Consider the following 16,346-nt stretch of genomic DNA (forward strand, 5'->3'; position numbering starts at 1 on the left):
AGCTTCTCGCGACGTTTTTAACAGCCTCTTAGACCATGAGAAACTTCACAAGAAGGTAATTCTTTTTACCCTTCCGCAGCACCAGCGTGGTCTCGGTGGCGAGGTCCTCTCTCGTCACGCTTTTTTCCACCCCTTCCAGCTTTTTATTGTTCAGATAGATGCCGCCGCCCTGAAGGTCGCGGCGCGCTTCCCCCTTTGATGCGCAGAGGCCGGACTCGAAAAGAAGGTCGGCTATCGCCATGCCGCTTGCGATTCTTGAGGAATCAAGCGCGACCGAAGGCACGTCGGCGAAGATGTCCGCCAGGTCCGCGTCACTCATTTTTGCAATCTCGGCTCCGAAGAGGACACCGCTTGCCCTTTGCGCCTTTGCGAGCCCCTCCGCTCCGTGAACGAGGAGGGTCGACTCGATGGCGAGGCGGCGCTGCGCCTCCCTCTTGCCGGGGTCTTTGAGGTGGCTTTCCATTATCGCCCGTATCTCCTCAATCGGGAGGAAGGTGAAAAGCCCCAGATACTTCTCCACGTCGCGGTCGTCGGTGTTTATCCAGTACTGGTAATACTTGTAGGGGCTGGTGCGGTTGGGATCCAGCCAGATCGCGTTCCCCGCGCTCTTGCCGAACTTCTCGCCCCTCGCGGTAGTTATGAGGTGAGAGGTCAGGCCGTAGGCGGTCTTCTGGCGGGTTTTCCTGATGAGTTCGATTCCGGCGACGATGTTCCCCCACTGGTCGCTGCCGCCGCCCTGTATGGTGCAGCCGTAAACGTCGTGAAGGTGCAGAAAATCATAGGCCTGCATCGTCTGGTAGCTGAACTCGGTGTAGCTGATGCCGGTCTCGGAGGCCAGCCTCCCCTTGACCGAATCCTTTGAGAGCATGTGGTTGAGGTTGAAGTGCTTGCCCACGTCCCGAAGCCAGTCTATGAAGGTCATCGGGCCTATCCACTCGTGGTTGTCGAGTAGAAAGGCCGGGTTGCCGCCGGTGAAATCCAGGAAAGAGGCGAGCTGTTTTTTTATTCCCGCGGAGTTGACGGCGACCTGCTCCGGGGTAAGGAGGTTTCTCTCCTCGCTCTTGCCGCTCGGGTCCCCGATCATGCCGGTGGCCCCTCCGACCACGGCGAGAACCTTGTGGCCGCACCTCTGGAAGTGGGCGAGGACCATTATCGGAACCATGCTCCCGAGGTGGAGGCTGTCGGCGGTAGGGTCGAAGCCGATGTATATGGTTCTTTTCTCCTTAGAGAGTATGTCTCGGAGGTTTTCGTCTGTGCACTGCGCCAGAAAGCCGCGCTCTTCAAGAATCTCGTATACGGATTTCATCTTGCAAACTCCGGTGAACCGAATTTAAATCGAGGTGAGGTATTATGCCTTTTTACAGGCTTTTTTCAAAAAAATTAATCCTTCCAGCCAAAAAGGAGGCAAAAAATGGCCGTATTGATCGATTCGCCCATGCTGATCGAAGCCGCAGGCACCCCGCCGAAAAACATCTTCGAGTACTTCGGCAGGGCGAGAAGCGGTGACGGCGAGGTCAGCATAGCCCGCATGGTAAGCCCTCCGGGGTGGTCCGAGCCGGCCCAGCGCCCCGGGTTCGACGAGTACACGGTCGTTCTGAAGGGCTTTCTCCGGGTGGAAACGGAAGGGGAGACTCTGGACGTGAGAGCGGGGCAGGCGGTAAAGGCCGGAAAAGGGGAAAAGGTAAAGTACTCAACCCCGGAGGGCGCCGAGTACATTGCGGTCTGCCTCCCTGCTTTTTCGCCTGAAAAGGTCAACAGAGAGAATTCATGAAGAGAGGATTTCGATTTTGCTCCGGGGAAAAACCTTCGCCGTACGGGCTGTATTCAAAAATAGAAAAAATATTTCTCCGCCTGCCCTTGCGGGTATGAGGATGGCGAGCTAAGATGTCCGGGCACTGGGGATTTTTTATATTTATATTTGGTTTAAAAGGTTGGGGATGGATAAGAGACAGTTTTCGAGGGCCAACGTCGCCTTCCCTGCGAAGCTATTGGAGATAGGTGCTGAAGACGATCCCGTGCGGATAGAGGTCCATCAGCTCGGGGAGGGCGGCTGCCTTCTGAAGGGCGACGAATTCCTCGGGGTCGGCAGGGTTTTCAGCATAGACCTTAACGTTTCGGGAAACTACCTGAAGCCCATAGGACGGGTGCTCTACGAGTACAGGGGCAAGAATTCCGAGATTTTTTCAGGCGTGGAATTTTACGGCCTTGAAGAAGAAGCAACCAAGACCGTACCCGGCATCTCGAAATATTTTGAAAGCAAGTGACTTTTCCCGCCATGACGGAGCGATTCGACGGAGTCGGGGTAAGCTTCTTGCGCTTTCGTCCGCCCTTTGGGTACAATAAAACAAAGTTATATTTGCTTTTCAGGCGGGCCAGATGCGCATTTTTCGGATAATGCTTTTACTCCTCGCCTCGCTTCTGCCGGCGCAAGCGGTTTTTTGCGCCCCGGCCGAGTACGACAAGTATTCGAGATCCCTCTATAAAGACGGAATGTCCGCCCTGAAGGCAGGGGAGGACGCCAAAGCCCTCTCCCTTTTCAAGGAAGCGGCCGCCGCTGACCCCAAGGACTTTTTGCCCCTCCTCGGCATCGGCCGCGCCAACCAGATGCTCTTTGAAAGAACCATGCGCAATTACGGCGAGGCCGATCAGGCTTTTACAAAGCTGACGGAAAAAATAATCGCGGCCCCCGCGCCGGAAGTCCCTCCGGAAGCCCTTCAGGTATACCTTTTTCACGGATTTTTGTATCTCAAGGGGGGCGATTACGAAAGGGCCATACCCGCGCTCGAAAAATACCTCGAACTGGACAAGGAAACCGAAAAGGCCGCGCAGATACTGAATGGAATCGGAATCGCCAACTATTATCTGGGGCAGTATGATCTCGCGGTGGTTTACTTCAAAAGAGCGCTTGAGGCCGACCCCGCCTTTTCGGAAGCCCGCTTCAACATGCGCAGCGTATTTACCCGGATAACCGCTTACAGCGAGGCGCAGGTCCTCCTCCGCGCCGGCGACCCTAAAAAAGCTCTCGGCCGCATAGAAAAGCTGAAGGAAATCGCCCCCCGGTACCTTCCGGGCAGGGAACTAGAGGCCAGAGTTCTCCTTATACTCGGGCGTCCCGAGGAGGCGGTCCGGGTTTTCGAGGAGATTCTGGGGTTTTATCCCGCCAATCCCAAGACTTACTGGATAAGGATCGAGATGGGGAGGACGCTGATGACTCTGGGCAAGAGGGACCGCGCGCGCGCCATCCTGCTGGACAATCTCGTCCGCTTCCCCAACCAGCAGGATCAGCAGGCCAGAATGGAGCTGGTAAACCTCTTGGGACAGTTGGGGAACTGACGGATGAGACTGCTGCCGGTACTGGTGTTGCTGGCCGTTTCGGCCGTTCCCGCCTTCGGAGCCCTGGAGCCTCTCACCGGCAGCCACCTGTCTGAGCTTTCCTGCGGCGATTGCCACCCCGGAACAACCTCGGAGAGCAATTTCACAGGAGAGATTACCGACTGCGACGGGTGTCACAAGGCCGAGGAAAACATCCACCCGATAGACATGGTTCCCAAGACCCCGGTTCCGGCGGGCTTTCGCCTTTCCAAGGACGGCAGGATGCTATGCCTTACCTGCCACAAGGTCCACGGAGGCGAAAAAGACTGGGCGTACCTGAACGACGCGGCCTCGGGATACAAGAAGGGGCGCGGTACTTACTGCGCCAACTGTCACGGCTCGGCGCGCGCAAGGACCAATCCGCACAGCGCCAGAACCGGCGACCCGCGCTGCACCTTCTGCCACAAGACTCTCCCCGAGGAGGGGAAATCGGCCGTTAAAACCCTCAGGGTGAGCATCGTAAAGCTTTGCGACTTCTGTCACGGCGCCACGGAGAAACAGCACCCCAAAAACATCGATCCGGTGCTTTCTATCCCGAGCCAGTTGCCCAGAGGCCCGGACGGGAACTGGACCTGCGCTACCTGCCACGACCCTCACGGCACCATCTCGACGACGCATTACACGAGGCCGGTCTATGCAAAATACATGGAGAGGGGGAAGAACGAAAATCCCCACAAACCGGACTATTTCGCCTGCAGCGCCTGCCACACCGAATCGAACACGAAAGGCATCCGCGTACAGGGAGTGAATCTGCGCTACAAGGGCGACATCAACGTCCTTTGCATCTCCTGCCACGTCACCGACAAAGGACATCATCCTTCGGGCTTTGAGCTGCCTCCGGCGATGATGAAAAGGCTTGAAAAGTCGCCCATAAGCCTGCCGCTGGACAGCGAATCCAAAATGGATTGCATCACCTGTCACGACACCGGGTGCACCACCGGCCAAAACACCATGTCCATGCGGTACTACAACTCCAAAACCTATGACACCAGCCTTTGCTGGGGGTGCCACGACAGGGAGGAGTACGCGAAGGTAAACCCCCACGTCACGAACCCGGATCAGTGCACCAAGTGCCACGAGACAAGACCGGTGAAGGGGATGGAAGTCACCCTGATGACGGTTCCGATAATGGTTTGCATTCATTGCCACGAGGTAAAGCCGCACCCCATCGGGAAGAGCCACATGTCCAAGCCGACTTCGGTGATAAAGGTCGATCCCGCCCTGCCCGTCGCCAAAAACGGCGAGGTGGTCTGCATAACCTGCCACGAGCCCCACTATGATCCCGTCGGTCGCCCCCGCCGTCTCCGGGTCGTCACCGAAGAAAAGCAGATCTGCGGCATGTGCCACTGGAAGTCGTAGCTAACCGGTCAGTTATAAACAAAAAAGGGAAAGGTCTGCGCCTTTCCCTTTTCCAATGCTTTGCTGGTGAACACGCTCTCAGGGGAGGGTGCACCCGCACTGCTCGAAAGTCCGCCTGATCTCGACCTGCTCGTGCCTTGTCAGCTCTTTCCAGCGCTTGAGCTGCTGCACTACGTGAATCCGTTTTTGCATCTCCATCCTTCGGAGCCCTTCGAGAAGGTTGGCGAGCTGTTCCTGACGTGTCGGAGGCAGGTTCCGGTAGCGCCTGAGGTTTTGGACGAGCCACTCGCGCTCCTGGGGAGACATGGCCCTCCACCTTTCGATGTTTCTGTGCATGAACTGGCGCTGCTCGGGGGACATCGAGCGCCAGCGGCGGTAGCGCAGGACGATTACCTCCCTCTGGTTTTTCTCCAGTTGCTTGAAGCGCCGGTAGTTGCTCAGCACCCGCGCCTTTTCCGCGTCGGAAAGGGTTTCCCAGCGCAGCCTGGCTTCGGAGGGCGGCTCCGACCTGGCCGTCCGCGGAAAGAAGGCCGCGAGGAGCGCCGCTCCGGCAATGACCGAAAGGGCTTCGCGCCGCGTCAACCCCTCACGGGAGTTTCGGGAACTCATCATTGTCTCCTTCAGGGCCGGGGGGCTTGTCCCAGGACGGATCAACCGCCACCTCGTCCGCAACGTCCATCTCAAGAAAAAATTCCAGATTTTCCGTGATCTCGCGAAGCTCGGCTTCGGTCAGTTTGGGTTCGCCGCCGTTCACGTCAGCTGTCTCCCAGATTTTCAAGGGCGTCCAGAACTTCGAGCATCTCCATCTGTTCCAGAAGTTCCATGTTTTCCAGCACTTCCATATCCACCTCGGCAAAAGACACGGTTTCTTCGGGTATCTCTACTTCGGTGTTCTTTGTGTAAAAAAAGAGCGAAGCCGCCGCCGCCCCTGCCAGAACGGCCGCGGGGAATTTCCAGGCGAAGGGGGCTTTTTCGCGCCTCGTCGTTCTGGCGAAAATCTCCTCGGCCAGCCCTGCCCGGGCTTTCTCCCCGACGTTCAGGGCTGCGCCTCCGGCTTTTTGAAACAGCTTCAGTTCGGTTTCCAGGACTTCCCGGCAAGCGGCGCACCCCGAGAGATGTTCCCTGAGCTCCTCGCCGGTTTCCCCCGACCAGGCTGCGCCGATTATCGGATCCATGTACTCGGGACGGCAGGAAACAGGAATTTTCACCTTGTCTCCCTCCATGCCATAAGCTCCTCTCGAAGCGAACGCACCGCGCGGAAGTAGTGCGCCTTCGCCGCTCCCTCGCTTATCCCGAGGGCTGCGGCGGCCTGTTTCAGCGTCAGTCCGGCGGAGAGGTGAAGAGTGGCGACCTCTCTTTGTCTTTTAGGAAGGGCAGCCAGAGCCTTCTCAAAGTCCGATCGGATGGCGTGGGCTTCGGATATCTCTTCAGGGCCGGGAACGCCGTCCGCGTGGTCCGCTCCGGTTGTTTCCTCGCCGTTTTTCGTGAACACCGAGGTAAACGTCGATATCACTTCCCGCACCTTCCTTTTTCTCAGCACGTCTTTCAGATGATTTACCATTATCCTGTAAAACCAGGTCTTTTCACTGGAGTCTCCGCGAAAGGAGGAGGCGTTTCTGTACGCCTTCACGAAACCCTCCTGCACCGCGTCCCTGGCGTCGTCCCAGTCCTTAAGATAGGAGTATGCAAGGCGAAGGGCGCCGTCCTGGTTTTCCCTCACGAATCTTTCAAATTCGGCGCCAGTCATCGGGCTTCGCTTTTGGAGCGCCTCGGGTTTGTCATACCCCAAAGCCTCCGCAGGAAGGACCGCACCCAGGTTTGCCTGCATCAGACCTCCTTTTTGTTTTTTGACGCAGACCCGGCCGTACGGGGTTACCTTCGGGGTTCAAAAAAAATCCGGATGTGGCGGACGCGGCGCGGCGCGGCGAGGGAAACCGGGGAGTGAGGGTCATTTCGTTACTACCGCAGAGGCGTCTTTGACGAAGGGATTTGTCCTCGCAAAGAAGCTGAAGAGGAAAGGATACCTGTCCTTCATGTATTCCATGTGGTCGAGCCATACCCCCGCAAGCGCTCCGTAGGAGCGGTTTACGTCTCCGACGAGGTGGGTGAGGTCGGGCTCGGGCGGGGAGGTGAGATTTTCTCTGCTCGTGAGCTCGGATTTCAGGTGGAAGACCGCCCGGAGCATATCGGTGAAGCGTTCGTGATCTCCGAGGTTAGGGTTCTCCAGTATCCGAAGAAGGGTGGAGGTGTTGGCGTCGAGAAAGGTTCTCATCCTTTCGAGGTCCAGCAGCCCGGCGTCCACGGTGAAGGAGTGGGAAGCGAGGGCTTTTTTCGCGGCGGAAAAATCTTTCGCCGTCCAGGACTGGTCGAGCGCGAGCCCCTTCGGGGGCGCCGGGTCGGCTTCGGCGAAATAACGCAGAAGCTGGCTGCCGATCTCGGTGAGGAATACCTCTATCGCCATGCAGAGGCGCTCCATGCGGAGCTTTTCCTGCCTGCGTTCGACGAGCAGTTCGGTTCCCCCCATCACGACGCCGAGGAAGGTCGAAACCCCGGTGACGATAAGCATCATCGCCAGGATTTTGCCCCCGGCGGTCGCGGGGTGGAAATCCCCGTACCCCACGGTCGCCACGGTGACCACGGTAAAATAAAGGGAATCGAAGAGGCCGAACCCCTCGATAAGGTGAAAGCCCACGGCGCCGACGGTCAGCACCAGGGCGAGGACGAAGGCGAAGTTGCGAAGGCGGCGGAAGGGTTTCATGGATATCCTTTTTAAAATTTATACGATAAGATTTTACCCTCTTTTGGCGGCGCTTGAAACTATCGGAGGTTTTTTGCATGGGGAAGAGAGCTTGACGCATCGCCTGATTACCGAAAGCCTGAGCCGGGGTGTGGCGAAGATTGCTTTTTCGCCCCCGGTGGTCTGCGTCTACAATCCGCTCGAATACGCCCTTTTGCCTCACCTCCTTTACTGGGACAAATTCGGCGGGGGCAAAAAGGAGGCGGTCTTTCTGGGCATGAATCCCGGTCCCTGGGGGATGGCGCAAAGCGGAGTGCCCTTCGGCGAGATAACGGCGGTAAGGGACTGGATGGGCATATCAGCCCCCGTGGGAAAGCCCTCGTGCGAGCATCCCAAGAGGCGCGTAGAGGGGTTTTCGTGCAAGAGAAGCGAGGTCAGCGGCAAAAGGCTCTGGGGGTGGGCCGCCGGGCGCTTTGGCGACGCAAAGAATTTTTTTGGAAGATTTTTCGTCCTGAACTACTGCCCGCTGATGTTCATGGAAGAGAGCGGTAAGAACCGGACGCCCGACAAACTGATTCCGGCGGAGAAAGAGAAGCTTTTTCAGTGCTGCGACGAGGCTCTGCGGCGTTACGTCGAGCTTCTTGGGGCCGATATGGTGATCGGAATAGGCGGCTTCGCGCGGGAGCGCGCAAGGGCGGTTCTGGCCGGGAGCAAGGTCAGAATCGAGGGGATCACCCATCCAAGCCCGGCGAATCCCGCGGCCAACAGGGGGTGGGCGAAGCTGGCCGACGCGGAACTCTCGGCGATCGGAATAAAGATATAAAAAAGCCGCCGGTTTTTGACCGGCGGCTCCTGAAACTTTTTTAGGTGTAAGTCGTTTTCTCAGCCGGGGATAACGGTAATCGTTCTCGGAGACATCGAAGTGTGGGGGCCTTTTCCCTCTTCGGGTTTTGCCTCGGGTTTCGCCTCTTTTTTCTCCTGCTCCTTGTCGCCGGCGGGAGGCAGCTTGTGTTTGGCGTCGAACTCGTCGGCTTTCAGCACAGAGGCGGCCGACTCCTCCTCCCTGCCCTGCTTCTTTAGCGCTTCCGCGAGCACCCTGTAAGCCTGAACGTATTCTCCGTCCTTGGCTATGGCGTCCTTTGCTGCGGCTTCGGCCTTGGTGTACATCTTCTTCCCGAGGAATTTTTCGGCCATCATCAGATGGCGGACGGCGACGTTGTTCGGTTTGTAACCGCCCTCGTCCTTCTTCGCCACGGCCTCCTCGGCCTTTACGAGGCCGAGAGTCCTCTGGACGTCTTCTTTGAGCATGTCCTTGCCGGTAGAGGAGTAGCCGGTGGTGAGGGCGACGACCTTTCCTTCCTTGTCCAGCAGGACTATGGAGGGGACGACCACTACGCCGTAATCGTTGTAGATGGCGAAATCCTTGTCGATAACCATCGGGTAGGCCGCCGCAGAGTCCGCAATAGCCTGGATTATCTTCGGCTCCTCGGCCTTGTCCCAGACGGGGTGCTCTACGTTGACGCCCATGACCTTCAACCCGTCCTTTTCGTGTTCGGCGAAGATCGACTGGAGGTCCTTCAGCATGGGCTGGCTTCTGGGGCTCCAGGCGGCCCAGAAGGCGATTATCGTAGCCTTGGGCCCCAGAGATTTCGTAAGGGTGAGCTTTTCGCCCTGAAGGGTAGGCAGGGTAAAGTCTCTGGCGGTGTCGCCGACTCCGGTCCGCTTGAAGGCTTCAGCGAGCGACGGCGTCAGGATGAAGGACACGATCGCAAGCGTAAGCGCCGCACAGGTGAGGACACGCGAAAATCTGGTCAAAACCATTCTCCTTGTCAAAGCAATAGCCCACCGCCGAAAGGGCTCTTCCGGTCAGAATAATATCGGCCGCGCTGCGGACGAACTTTACTCCCTCAATAAAATTACCGGTAATTTGGCAAAAGAAATAAAAAAAATGAAGGGCGCTTGGATTTTCCGGGTGTATCCGGAAAAATTTTTAGCCGGTCATTTGCAATGCAAGGGTATATTTGAGTATAAATGTATAAATAATCCATTGGATGCGGCATTTTCAACGGGAATCTTATGAAATCCTTCCGGGACGCGACTTTATTTTTGCGCACGCTTGCGCTGTTGGCGCTCGCCGTTGTCGTGTGCGGTGTAATTACCCGCGCCGCGGCTGCGGAAAAAGATAGCGGGGAGAGCGAGCTCAAGGTGGTGAGCCCCGAGGACACCGACCACGGGCTGCTCAAAAAAACCTGTCTGGTCTGCCACCGCGAAAGCCAGCTTATCTTTTTTATCGTTACGGCCAAGAGCGAGGAGGCCCTTTCAAAGGCCCACGAGACCCTCCTCGGCACGGTTACCCAGAAGACCTCCTCCGCAAAGAGCAACCCCCACGCCAGCACAATGTGCCTCTTTTGCCATTTCACGGCGCCTGAGGAGGGGGAGAAGTCGGAAACCCTTCTCTTCCGCACCCTCGACGGCAACCCGGTGGGGCGCGAGGAGGTGGAAAAACTCTGCATCATGTGCCATCCCGGCACGGTGGAGGTCCATCCCAGAGTGGTGGATTCCATTGCCAAGGCCCTTCCGGACCTCGAAAAGGCCGGGCTTATCAAAAACGGACGTTCGGTAAAGTGCTCCACCTGCCACGACATGCATTCAAAGATCGTCGGAGTCGCCTCGGTGACCCCGGAGTTCAACGATTTCGCTAAAAACTCCACGCACCTCTTCCCTCATTCCAACGCCGCGGGCTGTCTCGCCTGCCATCCCGAGAACATGAAGCCCTTCGGAGAGCCGGTGTTCACCGAGCCCGACCCCGAAGCGCGCTGCGCAAGGTGCCACGTGGCGCGCCATGAATCCATTCACCAGACCAAAGTGGCCTCTTCAAAGAAGACCTACCCGATGGATTTTTCCAGCTTCCCCCTCGGCCCCGAGGCGAAGACCACCTGCTCGACCTGCCACGACGAGCCCTGTAACGAAAAGATAAAGCCGAGGAACCTGAGCTTCCTGCGCGGCGGCCCCTACTCGATGTTCACCGATTTTTGCTACAACTGCCACCCCAAGGCGGGCGAGGGGGGGCTAAGTCCCCACGCGCAGGTGGATTCGGCGGGAAACGTAGTGATGACCTCCTGCATCTTCTGCCACATAAGAGACCCGGACAACTCGCCGGACGATCCGGGGATACTGGCGTACCGCTACTCCCCGCTGGAGCTTTGCGTAAACTGCCACAACACCAGGCCCCATCCGAGCGGTGTGAACCATATCGTCGAAATAGGCGAGCAAAAGAAGAAAAAGCTCGAAGCGTACCAAACCAGGCACAACGTGAGGATGCCGATAGACGCGAAGGGCCGCGTCATCTGCACCTCCTGCCACAACCCCCACGCCAAGGGCGTAACCTCGGGGCAGGCCGCTCTGGGCGCGGAGGAGGAATACCGCTGGCGCGTTCCTTCCTTCGCCGAGCTTTGCACCCCCTGTCACGCCAGATATGACTAGAGCTAAATAGAGGGAAAAATGATAGAGCTTTTCCAAAAAGGCGGCCCGACGATGTGGCCGATTCTCTTCCTCTCCATCATCGGCGTGGCCATAATCGTCGAGAGGGTGATCGTGCTCATGCGCGAGAGAACCGACACCGAGGTCTTCCTGACGAGGATAATGACGGCCCTGGAGGGACAGCGCTACGAGGAGGCCCTCGCCGAAGCCCGCGCGGGCAAGGGCGCGATGGCCAGGATTCTCGCCGCCGGCCTCGAGAAGGCGCGCCGTGGCAGGGGAGAGGTCGAAAAGGCGATAGTGGCCAGGGGCAACATCGAGGTCGCGAAGCTCGAAAGGGGTTTCATGGCGCTTCAGGTCGTCGCGAAGCTCGAACCGCTCCTCGGCTTCTTCGGCACCGTCACGGGCATGATAAATTCCTTCGCCGCCATGGCCAACGTCGGCGCAAGCGACCCCGCCGCCGTCGCCAACGGCATCTCCGAGGCGCTCATAACCACCGCCGCGGGCCTCGCGATAGCGATGCCGGTCTTTTTCGCTCACTCCATGCTGATAAGCATGGTCAACAAGTTCGTCCAGCAGATGGAAGAATCTTCAATACGCATCCTCGACGCGATAGAGGCCGCCGAGGAAAAGCAGGCGAGAAAGCTCTCCCACGACGAAATAGGGGGTCAGTACCTTGAAATTTAAGAGGCGCCGCTTCGAGGACGACGAGCCGATACCGACCGCCTCGATGGCGGACATAACCTTTCTGCTCATCATCTTCTTTATCGTCTCGACGGTTCTGGCGGTAGACAGGGGGCTGAACGTAGAGCTTCCCCAGACCGAGGTCTCCGAAAAAGTCTCTCTTCGCGAACTGATAATCTCGGTGAGCCGCGAAGGGAAGATATACACCGACGGAAACCAGATAGCGCTATCCGATCTTGGCGCTTACGTAAGATCCAAACGGGCGATAAATCCTTCGCGCACCGTCGTAGTGAGGGGTGACAGGCACGTAAGCTACGGCACCGTCGCCGATATAATGGACGAGCTGATAAAGGCGGGCGTCAACGACGTCGCCTTGCCCACCCTCGCGGAAATCGGGGAGAACGGCCTGTAATGCTTGAAAGCGAGCTGGAGCGAAAGCGCGAAAAGCGAAAGAGACGCTTCGCGCTCGCAATAGGGCTTCTACTCGCGCTTTTCGTGCATGCCCTTATCTTCTGGGGGCCGAGGATTCATTACCGTCCCGTCATGGAAAACCTGCGAAGGACAATTATCGCCAAACCCTACAGGGAGGTGTTTCAGCCGCCGCCGCCCACAGGCGCGCCGAAGGAGGTAGAGGCGCCCGACGAGGGAAAAACCGCGCCTCCGCCGAGCACCACGCCGGTTCCCGCCCCGCTCATGGGAAATTCGACGGGGATAGAATCCTCGGTGTCGCAGGAGTCCTCGAACGCTCCTTCCACGAGGTCGGTCACTAGCCACCAGAGCGTCGCCGAGGCCCCGAGGAAGGTTGAAAAGTCCGGCGGGGCGCTCAAGGGCGAGGCGGAAGTCGCCCACGCGGCCGGAAACAGCGGCCAGTGGGAGAATTTGATGGGGGAGATCGCTTCAAAGGGAGCGGAGATCGAAAAGAAAAAAGGCCAGGAGTGGGACGCGCCCAAGGCGGAACCCGTCGCGGTAAACAGACCTCCCCCGCCCCCTCCCGAGAGGGGGGAGGACGAAGACCGGATACTCGATTCGCGTATACGGGTGGTGGTCAACACCTATCCGCCGACGAAGCTCCAGAGAAGCCCGCTTCCCCTCCGTTACCCCGACGCGGTCAAGGTAAAGAAGAAGAATTTCAAGGAAGGCGTTTGCAGGGTCTACTACCGGGTAAAGACGGACAGCCTGGGAAGGATCATAAAAAGAGAGATAAAGACCCCCGCGACGAGCGAGGCGCAGGAACACTTCGCCCTCTTTGTCGATGCGGTCAGGAGCGAGGTCGAAAAGTGGCCTTTCGAGGAAGTCGAAGCGGACGTTCATGTTGACGTTTATTTCACCATCGATATCGATTAAGCGCCTTGGGCTGGCGCTCGGGGTGTTCCTCGTCTTTCTGGGGGCGGCGGAAGCGCGCGCCCTGGAGACCTGCGTCGAATGCCATAACGTTCCGGGCATAGCCGTCGGCGAAAAGTCTCTCTGGATTCATCAGGAGGAGTACGAGGCCTCCCTGCACGGCAGGCTCTCCTGCTCCGACTGCCATAAAAAAGTAGGCTCCTTTCCCCATCTGCCCGAGATGGAGGTGCGCTGCGACCTTCCCTGCCACGCCAGAGAACTGACCCACGCCGTCATCTGGGAAACCGACGCCGGAGGGGTTCACTCCCGCAAGGACCGGCCGAGCTGCATCGGGTGCCACGACGGCGGTCCGGCCAGAAGAAAGCCCGATTCCGGGCCGCTCTGCCGGGGTTGCCACGAAAATCTGGAGCCCGCCGCCGCTATCTATCCCTCCACCCCCGGAGACCTCGCCAGAAGGGGGCACGGAAGGGCCGCCGCCGAGAACCGCGCCCCCGACTGCGACTCCTGCCACGGCCATCACGGAGTGGAGGAATCCGAAAGCGCCCGCAGTTCCTGCATGAAGGAGGGGTGCCACCCCAACGAGAACCCCAAATTCGGCCTCTTCTTCACTCACGCGGCCCAGACGCCGCCAAAGCCGTGGGGCGGGGTAAAGCTCCTCTTTCTGGGGCTGCTGGGGCTGCTGGCGGTCGTTTTCCTCGCTCACTCCCTCAGGTATGAGGAGCCCGCCACGCCGGAGGGCGTTAAAACTCCGCAAAAGGTGGAGGTTCTCGACCAGATAGACCTGATGCTCCACTTTTTCGCCATGGCGGCGGTAGTCATGGCCCTCGCCACGGGTCCCTTCCTCCAGTTCCCCGGCCTTTCCTCCGTGGACCCCTCCTCCTTCGGCTTCGCCCACGGCGCGGCCGGCATAACCGCCCTTTTGGTATGGGTTTTCCACTTTTCGAGGGTTACCATCGAGTGGCTTGAGGGGCGAAACCCCTGGGGGCTTTTGCCGGGAACAAGCGATGCGAAGGCAATGTTTCGGGGCGTCGCCGGAGGCTTCGGAGCGGGAGCCCCGCCGGAGCGCGGGCGCTTTAACTACCGCGAGCGCTTCTCTTACGCCGCTTTTGTGCTGGCTGCTCCGGTTATGGTGTTTACCGGCTACGTTGTCGGCCATCCCTCTCGCTTCTCGGGGCTTCTCGGTCCCTCCGGGGTGATGGGGTCGGCGACGCTCCACTCGGCGCTGGGCCTCCTGATACTGCTGCCGCTCATCTGGCACCTCTATTTCGCCCTCCTCCAGCCGGGTAACCTCTGGTTCAACGGCTCCTTCATAACCGGGAAGATACCCTTTGAACGGGCGCTGCGGGTCAGGCCGGACTGGGCGCGCGGGATTATCGAAGAGATTACGGCGGGTCTGGAGCCCCCGAAAGAGACCGAAGAGGAGGAGGTCACCGTCGAGAGCCTCCTTGAAAAGGGCAACGAGGCGGCGCGCGAGGGGCAGTACAAGGTCGCCTGCTATCACTTCCTCAAGGCCCTCGAACTCTACCCCGGCTACTCCCAGGCTCTCTACAACCTCGGCGTGGTTCTCTACAAGAGCGGCGATTTCAAACGCTCGGCCATAGTCCTCGAAAAGTTCCTGACGCAGGACCCCTTCGGCCCGGCCTCGGGCAAGGCGAGGGAGCTTATCGGCGAGATGAAAAAGAAGGGGGGCGCGCAATGAAAAGCCCGCTTAAGCCGTTTGTCAGCGTCGCCGGTTTTTTGTCCCTCTGCGCTACGGCGTACCTTTTCGTCTCGATTCCCGCAAAGGCGAAACCCGTCGAGATTAAGGGCGCGGAGGCGGCGTCCGTCGGAAGTTTTCACGTCCACGACCGCCACGGCGTCGAAGCGGGGGGCGCCCAGCCGCCCCACAAAGAAAACGTGAGGCTGCGGGCTTTTTTGAATCTCCATATAAAGGCCCTCGACTGCTCCGTCTGCCATCTGGCAGCCTCCGGCGCGAGCATAATAAAACTCAAGGACGGAAAGCTCGCACTGGCGAGAGGCGTTGAGCCCCTTACTGAAAATGACCCCGGAGTGACAAAAATCACTCTGGGCAAGCGGTGCGAGGAGTGCCACAAGAGGGGCAGCCCCCTTCTCACCGGAAATTACTACGGGGCGAAACTCCGGGTGCTCGAAGATCTCTCGGTTTTCAGATACCTCGAGGGGAATTGATGGCTCGCTTCGCCTCTTTGCTTCTTCTCGCCCTCCTCGCGCTGTCCTCACCCGCCGCCGCCGGACAAAGCGCGGCCTCGGGCCTTCCCGCCGCGACGATGCTCGGCGTCGCCTCCCTGTACGGCGCAGAGGAAGGGCTGGCGGTGCTCGACGCAGGGGGCAGGGTACGGGTCGGAAAGTTCGAGGGGAGCAGGGTCGAGAAGTGGCAATTTCTGCCGGGAGTCGAGTCGGCTTCGGCGATAGCGGGAGACGAGACCGGCCTTTTGCTGGTGGTCAGCCGCAAGGGGGAGGATTACTTCCTCTCCTCCTGGCGCATGGGGGAATCCGATAAAACCCAGCGCAAGCTGAAACTGCCCCGCGCCATGAGCGGGCTTTCGGGCGCGGCGGCGGGCAACGGCATGCTCTGGCTGGTTTTTAGAAAACCCGTCGGAGTTCTCTTTTTCGCCTATGACGGAATGCTGCTCGGCGAGGCGGAAGGGACCGAGTTTCTCCGCTCGCCTTACTCGGTGGCGCTTTCCGGGCTGGGGGAGGCTTTCGTGACCGATCCTATGGGCCCCTCCATCGTCCGCTTCCGCAGCACCGGGCAAAAGGAGCAGGTCTACGACCTCACCGGCACCGGGATGACCCGGCCCACGGGAATCGCCGTCGGAAGCGACGGTGCGGTTCTCGTCAGCGACGGCCTCACCGGCGGGCTGGCGCGCCTCAAGACCTCGGGCAGCGTGTGGGACCTGGAGTTTTCCGGTGAGAAGAATTTCGATGAACCCTTGAGAATATGCACCGACAACCTGTCGAACAGGGGCGTTTTCGCCCTGGAGGCGCGTTCCGGCAAGATCGGTTGGTTAAAGGAGTTCGGCAGATGAACAAACGATGGGAATACGGCCAGATCTTCGTACACAACCCCGAGCAGTTCGGCGGCTTTCCGCGCGAGGGGCTGGACCTTGAAAAGGTGCAGCGCGCCGGGGCGGAGGGGTGGGAACTGGTGAGCAGCATACCCTATACGACACCCGAGGGAGAGGTGCGCGGCTCTTTTCTGCTTTTCAAGAGGGAGGCTTCGCCATCCGGAAAATAGTCCGGGCGCTCGCCCTCCTTTCGCTTCTTATTCCCGCCGCCGCCGGAGCGGTCGCGCCCGGGGGGCCCGCCGGGGACCTGCCTTGCGTTCTTTGCCATCCGGGCAGAGACCCGGCCGCTT

General features: G+C 59.1%; 19 protein-coding genes. 13 read left to right on the forward strand and 6 right to left on the reverse strand.

All coding sequences use genetic code 11. The features are described 5' to 3' along the window. Window positions 1-28: 28 nt before the first annotated feature. Window positions 29-1,306, reverse strand: coding sequence for a tyrosine--tRNA ligase (locus EPN96_04270; protein TAL17745.1), 1,278 nt, complete (start codon window positions 1,304-1,306; stop codon window positions 29-31). A gap of 105 nt (window positions 1,307-1,411) precedes the next feature. Here EPN96_04270 and EPN96_04275 point away from each other — a divergent pair, with 105 nt between their 5' ends. The 4 genes from EPN96_04275 (at window position 1,412) to EPN96_04290 (ending at window position 4,731) form a co-directional block, all read left to right on the forward strand. Continuing rightward, window positions 1,412-1,771 carry a cupin gene (locus EPN96_04275; GenBank protein ID TAL17746.1) on the forward strand — a complete coding sequence of 120 codons (360 nt, stop codon included), beginning with the start codon at window positions 1,412-1,414 and terminating at the stop codon, window positions 1,769-1,771. A 166-nt stretch (window positions 1,772-1,937) separates the two neighbouring features. Then, on the forward strand, window positions 1,938-2,264 hold the full coding sequence (locus EPN96_04280) for a hypothetical protein (protein ID TAL17747.1): 327 nt from the start codon (window positions 1,938-1,940) through the stop codon (window positions 2,262-2,264). Window positions 2,265-2,376: 112 nt separating this feature from the next. Continuing rightward, window positions 2,377-3,333, forward strand: a complete 957-nt coding sequence (locus tag EPN96_04285; GenBank protein ID TAL17748.1) for a tetratricopeptide repeat protein — start codon at window positions 2,377-2,379, stop codon at window positions 3,331-3,333. A gap of 3 nt (window positions 3,334-3,336) precedes the next feature. Further along, on the forward strand, window positions 3,337-4,731 hold the full coding sequence (locus EPN96_04290; GenBank protein TAL17749.1) for a hypothetical protein: 1,395 nt from the start codon (window positions 3,337-3,339) through the stop codon (window positions 4,729-4,731). Between the two features lie 78 nt (window positions 4,732-4,809). On the opposite strand, the gene EPN96_04295 is transcribed toward EPN96_04290, so the two are convergent. The 4 genes from EPN96_04295 to EPN96_04310 all read right to left on the reverse strand — a co-directional run bounded on the left by EPN96_04295 (window position 4,810) and on the right by EPN96_04310 (window position 7,489). Then, window positions 4,810-5,343, reverse strand: coding sequence for a DUF3106 domain-containing protein (locus EPN96_04295; GenBank protein TAL17750.1), 534 nt, complete (start codon window positions 5,341-5,343; stop codon window positions 4,810-4,812). A 143-nt stretch (window positions 5,344-5,486) separates the two neighbouring features. Beyond that, window positions 5,487-5,954 carry a hypothetical protein gene (locus tag EPN96_04300; GenBank protein TAL17751.1) on the reverse strand — a complete coding sequence of 156 codons (468 nt, stop codon included), beginning with the start codon at window positions 5,952-5,954 and terminating at the stop codon, window positions 5,487-5,489. Beyond that, window positions 5,936-6,559 carry a sigma-70 family RNA polymerase sigma factor gene (locus EPN96_04305; protein ID TAL17752.1) on the reverse strand — a complete coding sequence of 208 codons (624 nt, stop codon included), beginning with the start codon at window positions 6,557-6,559 and terminating at the stop codon, window positions 5,936-5,938. Before EPN96_04305 ends, EPN96_04300 begins: the two co-directional genes overlap by 19 nt. Window positions 6,560-6,679: 120 nt before the next feature. Then, entirely contained in the window at window positions 6,680-7,489 is an 810-nt protein-coding gene (locus EPN96_04310) for a two pore domain potassium channel family protein (protein ID TAL17753.1), read from the reverse strand. Window positions 7,490-7,580: 91 nt separating this feature from the next. Between EPN96_04310 and EPN96_04315 the strand changes: the two genes are divergently transcribed. Continuing rightward, window positions 7,581-8,291: a single-stranded DNA-binding protein gene (locus tag EPN96_04315; protein ID TAL17754.1), complete on the forward strand. Its 711-nt coding sequence runs from the start codon at window positions 7,581-7,583 to the stop codon at window positions 8,289-8,291. A 59-nt stretch (window positions 8,292-8,350) separates the two neighbouring features. On the opposite strand, the gene EPN96_04320 is transcribed toward EPN96_04315, so the two are convergent. Beyond that, window positions 8,351-9,289 (reverse strand): TlpA family protein disulfide reductase, encoded by a 939-nt coding sequence (locus tag EPN96_04320; protein ID TAL17755.1) that lies wholly within the window; start codon window positions 9,287-9,289, stop codon window positions 8,351-8,353. A gap of 255 nt (window positions 9,290-9,544) precedes the next feature. On the opposite strand from EPN96_04320, the gene EPN96_04325 reads away from it, so the two are divergent. The 8 genes from EPN96_04325 to EPN96_04360 are packed head-to-tail and all read left to right on the forward strand — an operon-like array spanning window position 9,545 to window position 16,226. Then, window positions 9,545-10,951 carry a hypothetical protein gene (locus tag EPN96_04325; protein TAL17756.1) on the forward strand — a complete coding sequence of 469 codons (1,407 nt, stop codon included), beginning with the start codon at window positions 9,545-9,547 and terminating at the stop codon, window positions 10,949-10,951. Window positions 10,952-10,969: 18 nt separating this feature from the next. Continuing rightward, a complete protein-coding gene (locus tag EPN96_04330) occupies window positions 10,970-11,632 on the forward strand; it encodes a MotA/TolQ/ExbB proton channel family protein (protein ID TAL17757.1) in 663 nt (220 codons plus the stop codon). Further along, window positions 11,622-12,041, forward strand: a complete 420-nt coding sequence (locus EPN96_04335; GenBank protein TAL17758.1) for a biopolymer transporter ExbD — start codon at window positions 11,622-11,624, stop codon at window positions 12,039-12,041. The genes EPN96_04330 and EPN96_04335 overlap by 11 nt, the downstream gene beginning before the upstream one ends. Then, window positions 12,041-12,973, forward strand: coding sequence for a hypothetical protein (locus tag EPN96_04340; GenBank protein TAL17759.1), 933 nt, complete (start codon window positions 12,041-12,043; stop codon window positions 12,971-12,973). Before EPN96_04335 ends, EPN96_04340 begins: the two co-directional genes overlap by 1 nt. Then, entirely contained in the window at window positions 12,876-14,669 is a 1,794-nt protein-coding gene (locus EPN96_04345; GenBank protein ID TAL17760.1) for a tetratricopeptide repeat protein, read from the forward strand. Before EPN96_04340 ends, EPN96_04345 begins: the two co-directional genes overlap by 98 nt. Next, on the forward strand, window positions 14,666-15,157 hold the full coding sequence (locus EPN96_04350) for a hypothetical protein (protein TAL17761.1): 492 nt from the start codon (window positions 14,666-14,668) through the stop codon (window positions 15,155-15,157). Before EPN96_04345 ends, EPN96_04350 begins: the two co-directional genes overlap by 4 nt. Further along, on the forward strand, window positions 15,157-16,017 hold the full coding sequence (locus tag EPN96_04355; GenBank protein ID TAL17762.1) for a hypothetical protein: 861 nt from the start codon (window positions 15,157-15,159) through the stop codon (window positions 16,015-16,017). The genes EPN96_04350 and EPN96_04355 overlap by 1 nt, the downstream gene beginning before the upstream one ends. Continuing rightward, window positions 16,014-16,226, forward strand: coding sequence for a hypothetical protein (locus EPN96_04360; GenBank protein TAL17763.1), 213 nt, complete (start codon window positions 16,014-16,016; stop codon window positions 16,224-16,226). The genes EPN96_04355 and EPN96_04360 overlap by 4 nt, the downstream gene beginning before the upstream one ends. Window positions 16,227-16,346 lie beyond the last annotated feature (120 nt).

The sequence above is a fragment of the bacterium genome (genome assembly GCA_004322275.1).
GTDB lineage: Bacteria > Desulfobacterota > Deferrisomatia > Deferrisomatales > BM512 > SCTA01.

Bases quoted from the DNA above. Each gene is read 5' to 3' on its own strand.
- EPN96_04270 (TAL17745.1), bottom strand. From the start codon at position 1,306: ATGAAATCCGTATACGAGATTCTTGAAGAGCGCGGCTTTCTGGCGCAG.
- EPN96_04275 (TAL17746.1), top strand. From the start codon at position 1,412: ATGGCCGTATTGATCGATTCGCCCATGCTGATCGAAGCCGCAGGCACC.
- EPN96_04280 (TAL17747.1), top strand. From the start codon at position 1,938: ATGGATAAGAGACAGTTTTCGAGGGCCAACGTCGCCTTCCCTGCGAAG.
- EPN96_04285 (TAL17748.1), top strand. From the start codon at position 2,377: ATGCGCATTTTTCGGATAATGCTTTTACTCCTCGCCTCGCTTCTGCCG.
- EPN96_04290 (TAL17749.1), top strand. From the start codon at position 3,337: ATGAGACTGCTGCCGGTACTGGTGTTGCTGGCCGTTTCGGCCGTTCCC.
- EPN96_04295 (TAL17750.1), bottom strand. From the start codon at position 5,343: ATGATGAGTTCCCGAAACTCCCGTGAGGGGTTGACGCGGCGCGAAGCC.
- EPN96_04300 (TAL17751.1), bottom strand. From the start codon at position 5,954: ATGGAGGGAGACAAGGTGAAAATTCCTGTTTCCTGCCGTCCCGAGTAC.
- EPN96_04305 (TAL17752.1), bottom strand. From the start codon at position 6,559: ATGCAGGCAAACCTGGGTGCGGTCCTTCCTGCGGAGGCTTTGGGGTAT.
- EPN96_04310 (TAL17753.1), bottom strand. From the start codon at position 7,489: ATGAAACCCTTCCGCCGCCTTCGCAACTTCGCCTTCGTCCTCGCCCTG.
- EPN96_04320 (TAL17755.1), bottom strand. From the start codon at position 9,289: ATGGTTTTGACCAGATTTTCGCGTGTCCTCACCTGTGCGGCGCTTACG.
- EPN96_04325 (TAL17756.1), top strand. From the start codon at position 9,545: ATGAAATCCTTCCGGGACGCGACTTTATTTTTGCGCACGCTTGCGCTG.
- EPN96_04330 (TAL17757.1), top strand. From the start codon at position 10,970: ATGATAGAGCTTTTCCAAAAAGGCGGCCCGACGATGTGGCCGATTCTC.
- EPN96_04340 (TAL17759.1), top strand. From the start codon at position 12,041: ATGCTTGAAAGCGAGCTGGAGCGAAAGCGCGAAAAGCGAAAGAGACGC.
- EPN96_04350 (TAL17761.1), top strand. From the start codon at position 14,666: ATGAAAAGCCCGCTTAAGCCGTTTGTCAGCGTCGCCGGTTTTTTGTCC.
- EPN96_04355 (TAL17762.1), top strand. From the start codon at position 15,157: ATGGCTCGCTTCGCCTCTTTGCTTCTTCTCGCCCTCCTCGCGCTGTCC.
- EPN96_04360 (TAL17763.1), top strand. From the start codon at position 16,014: ATGAACAAACGATGGGAATACGGCCAGATCTTCGTACACAACCCCGAG.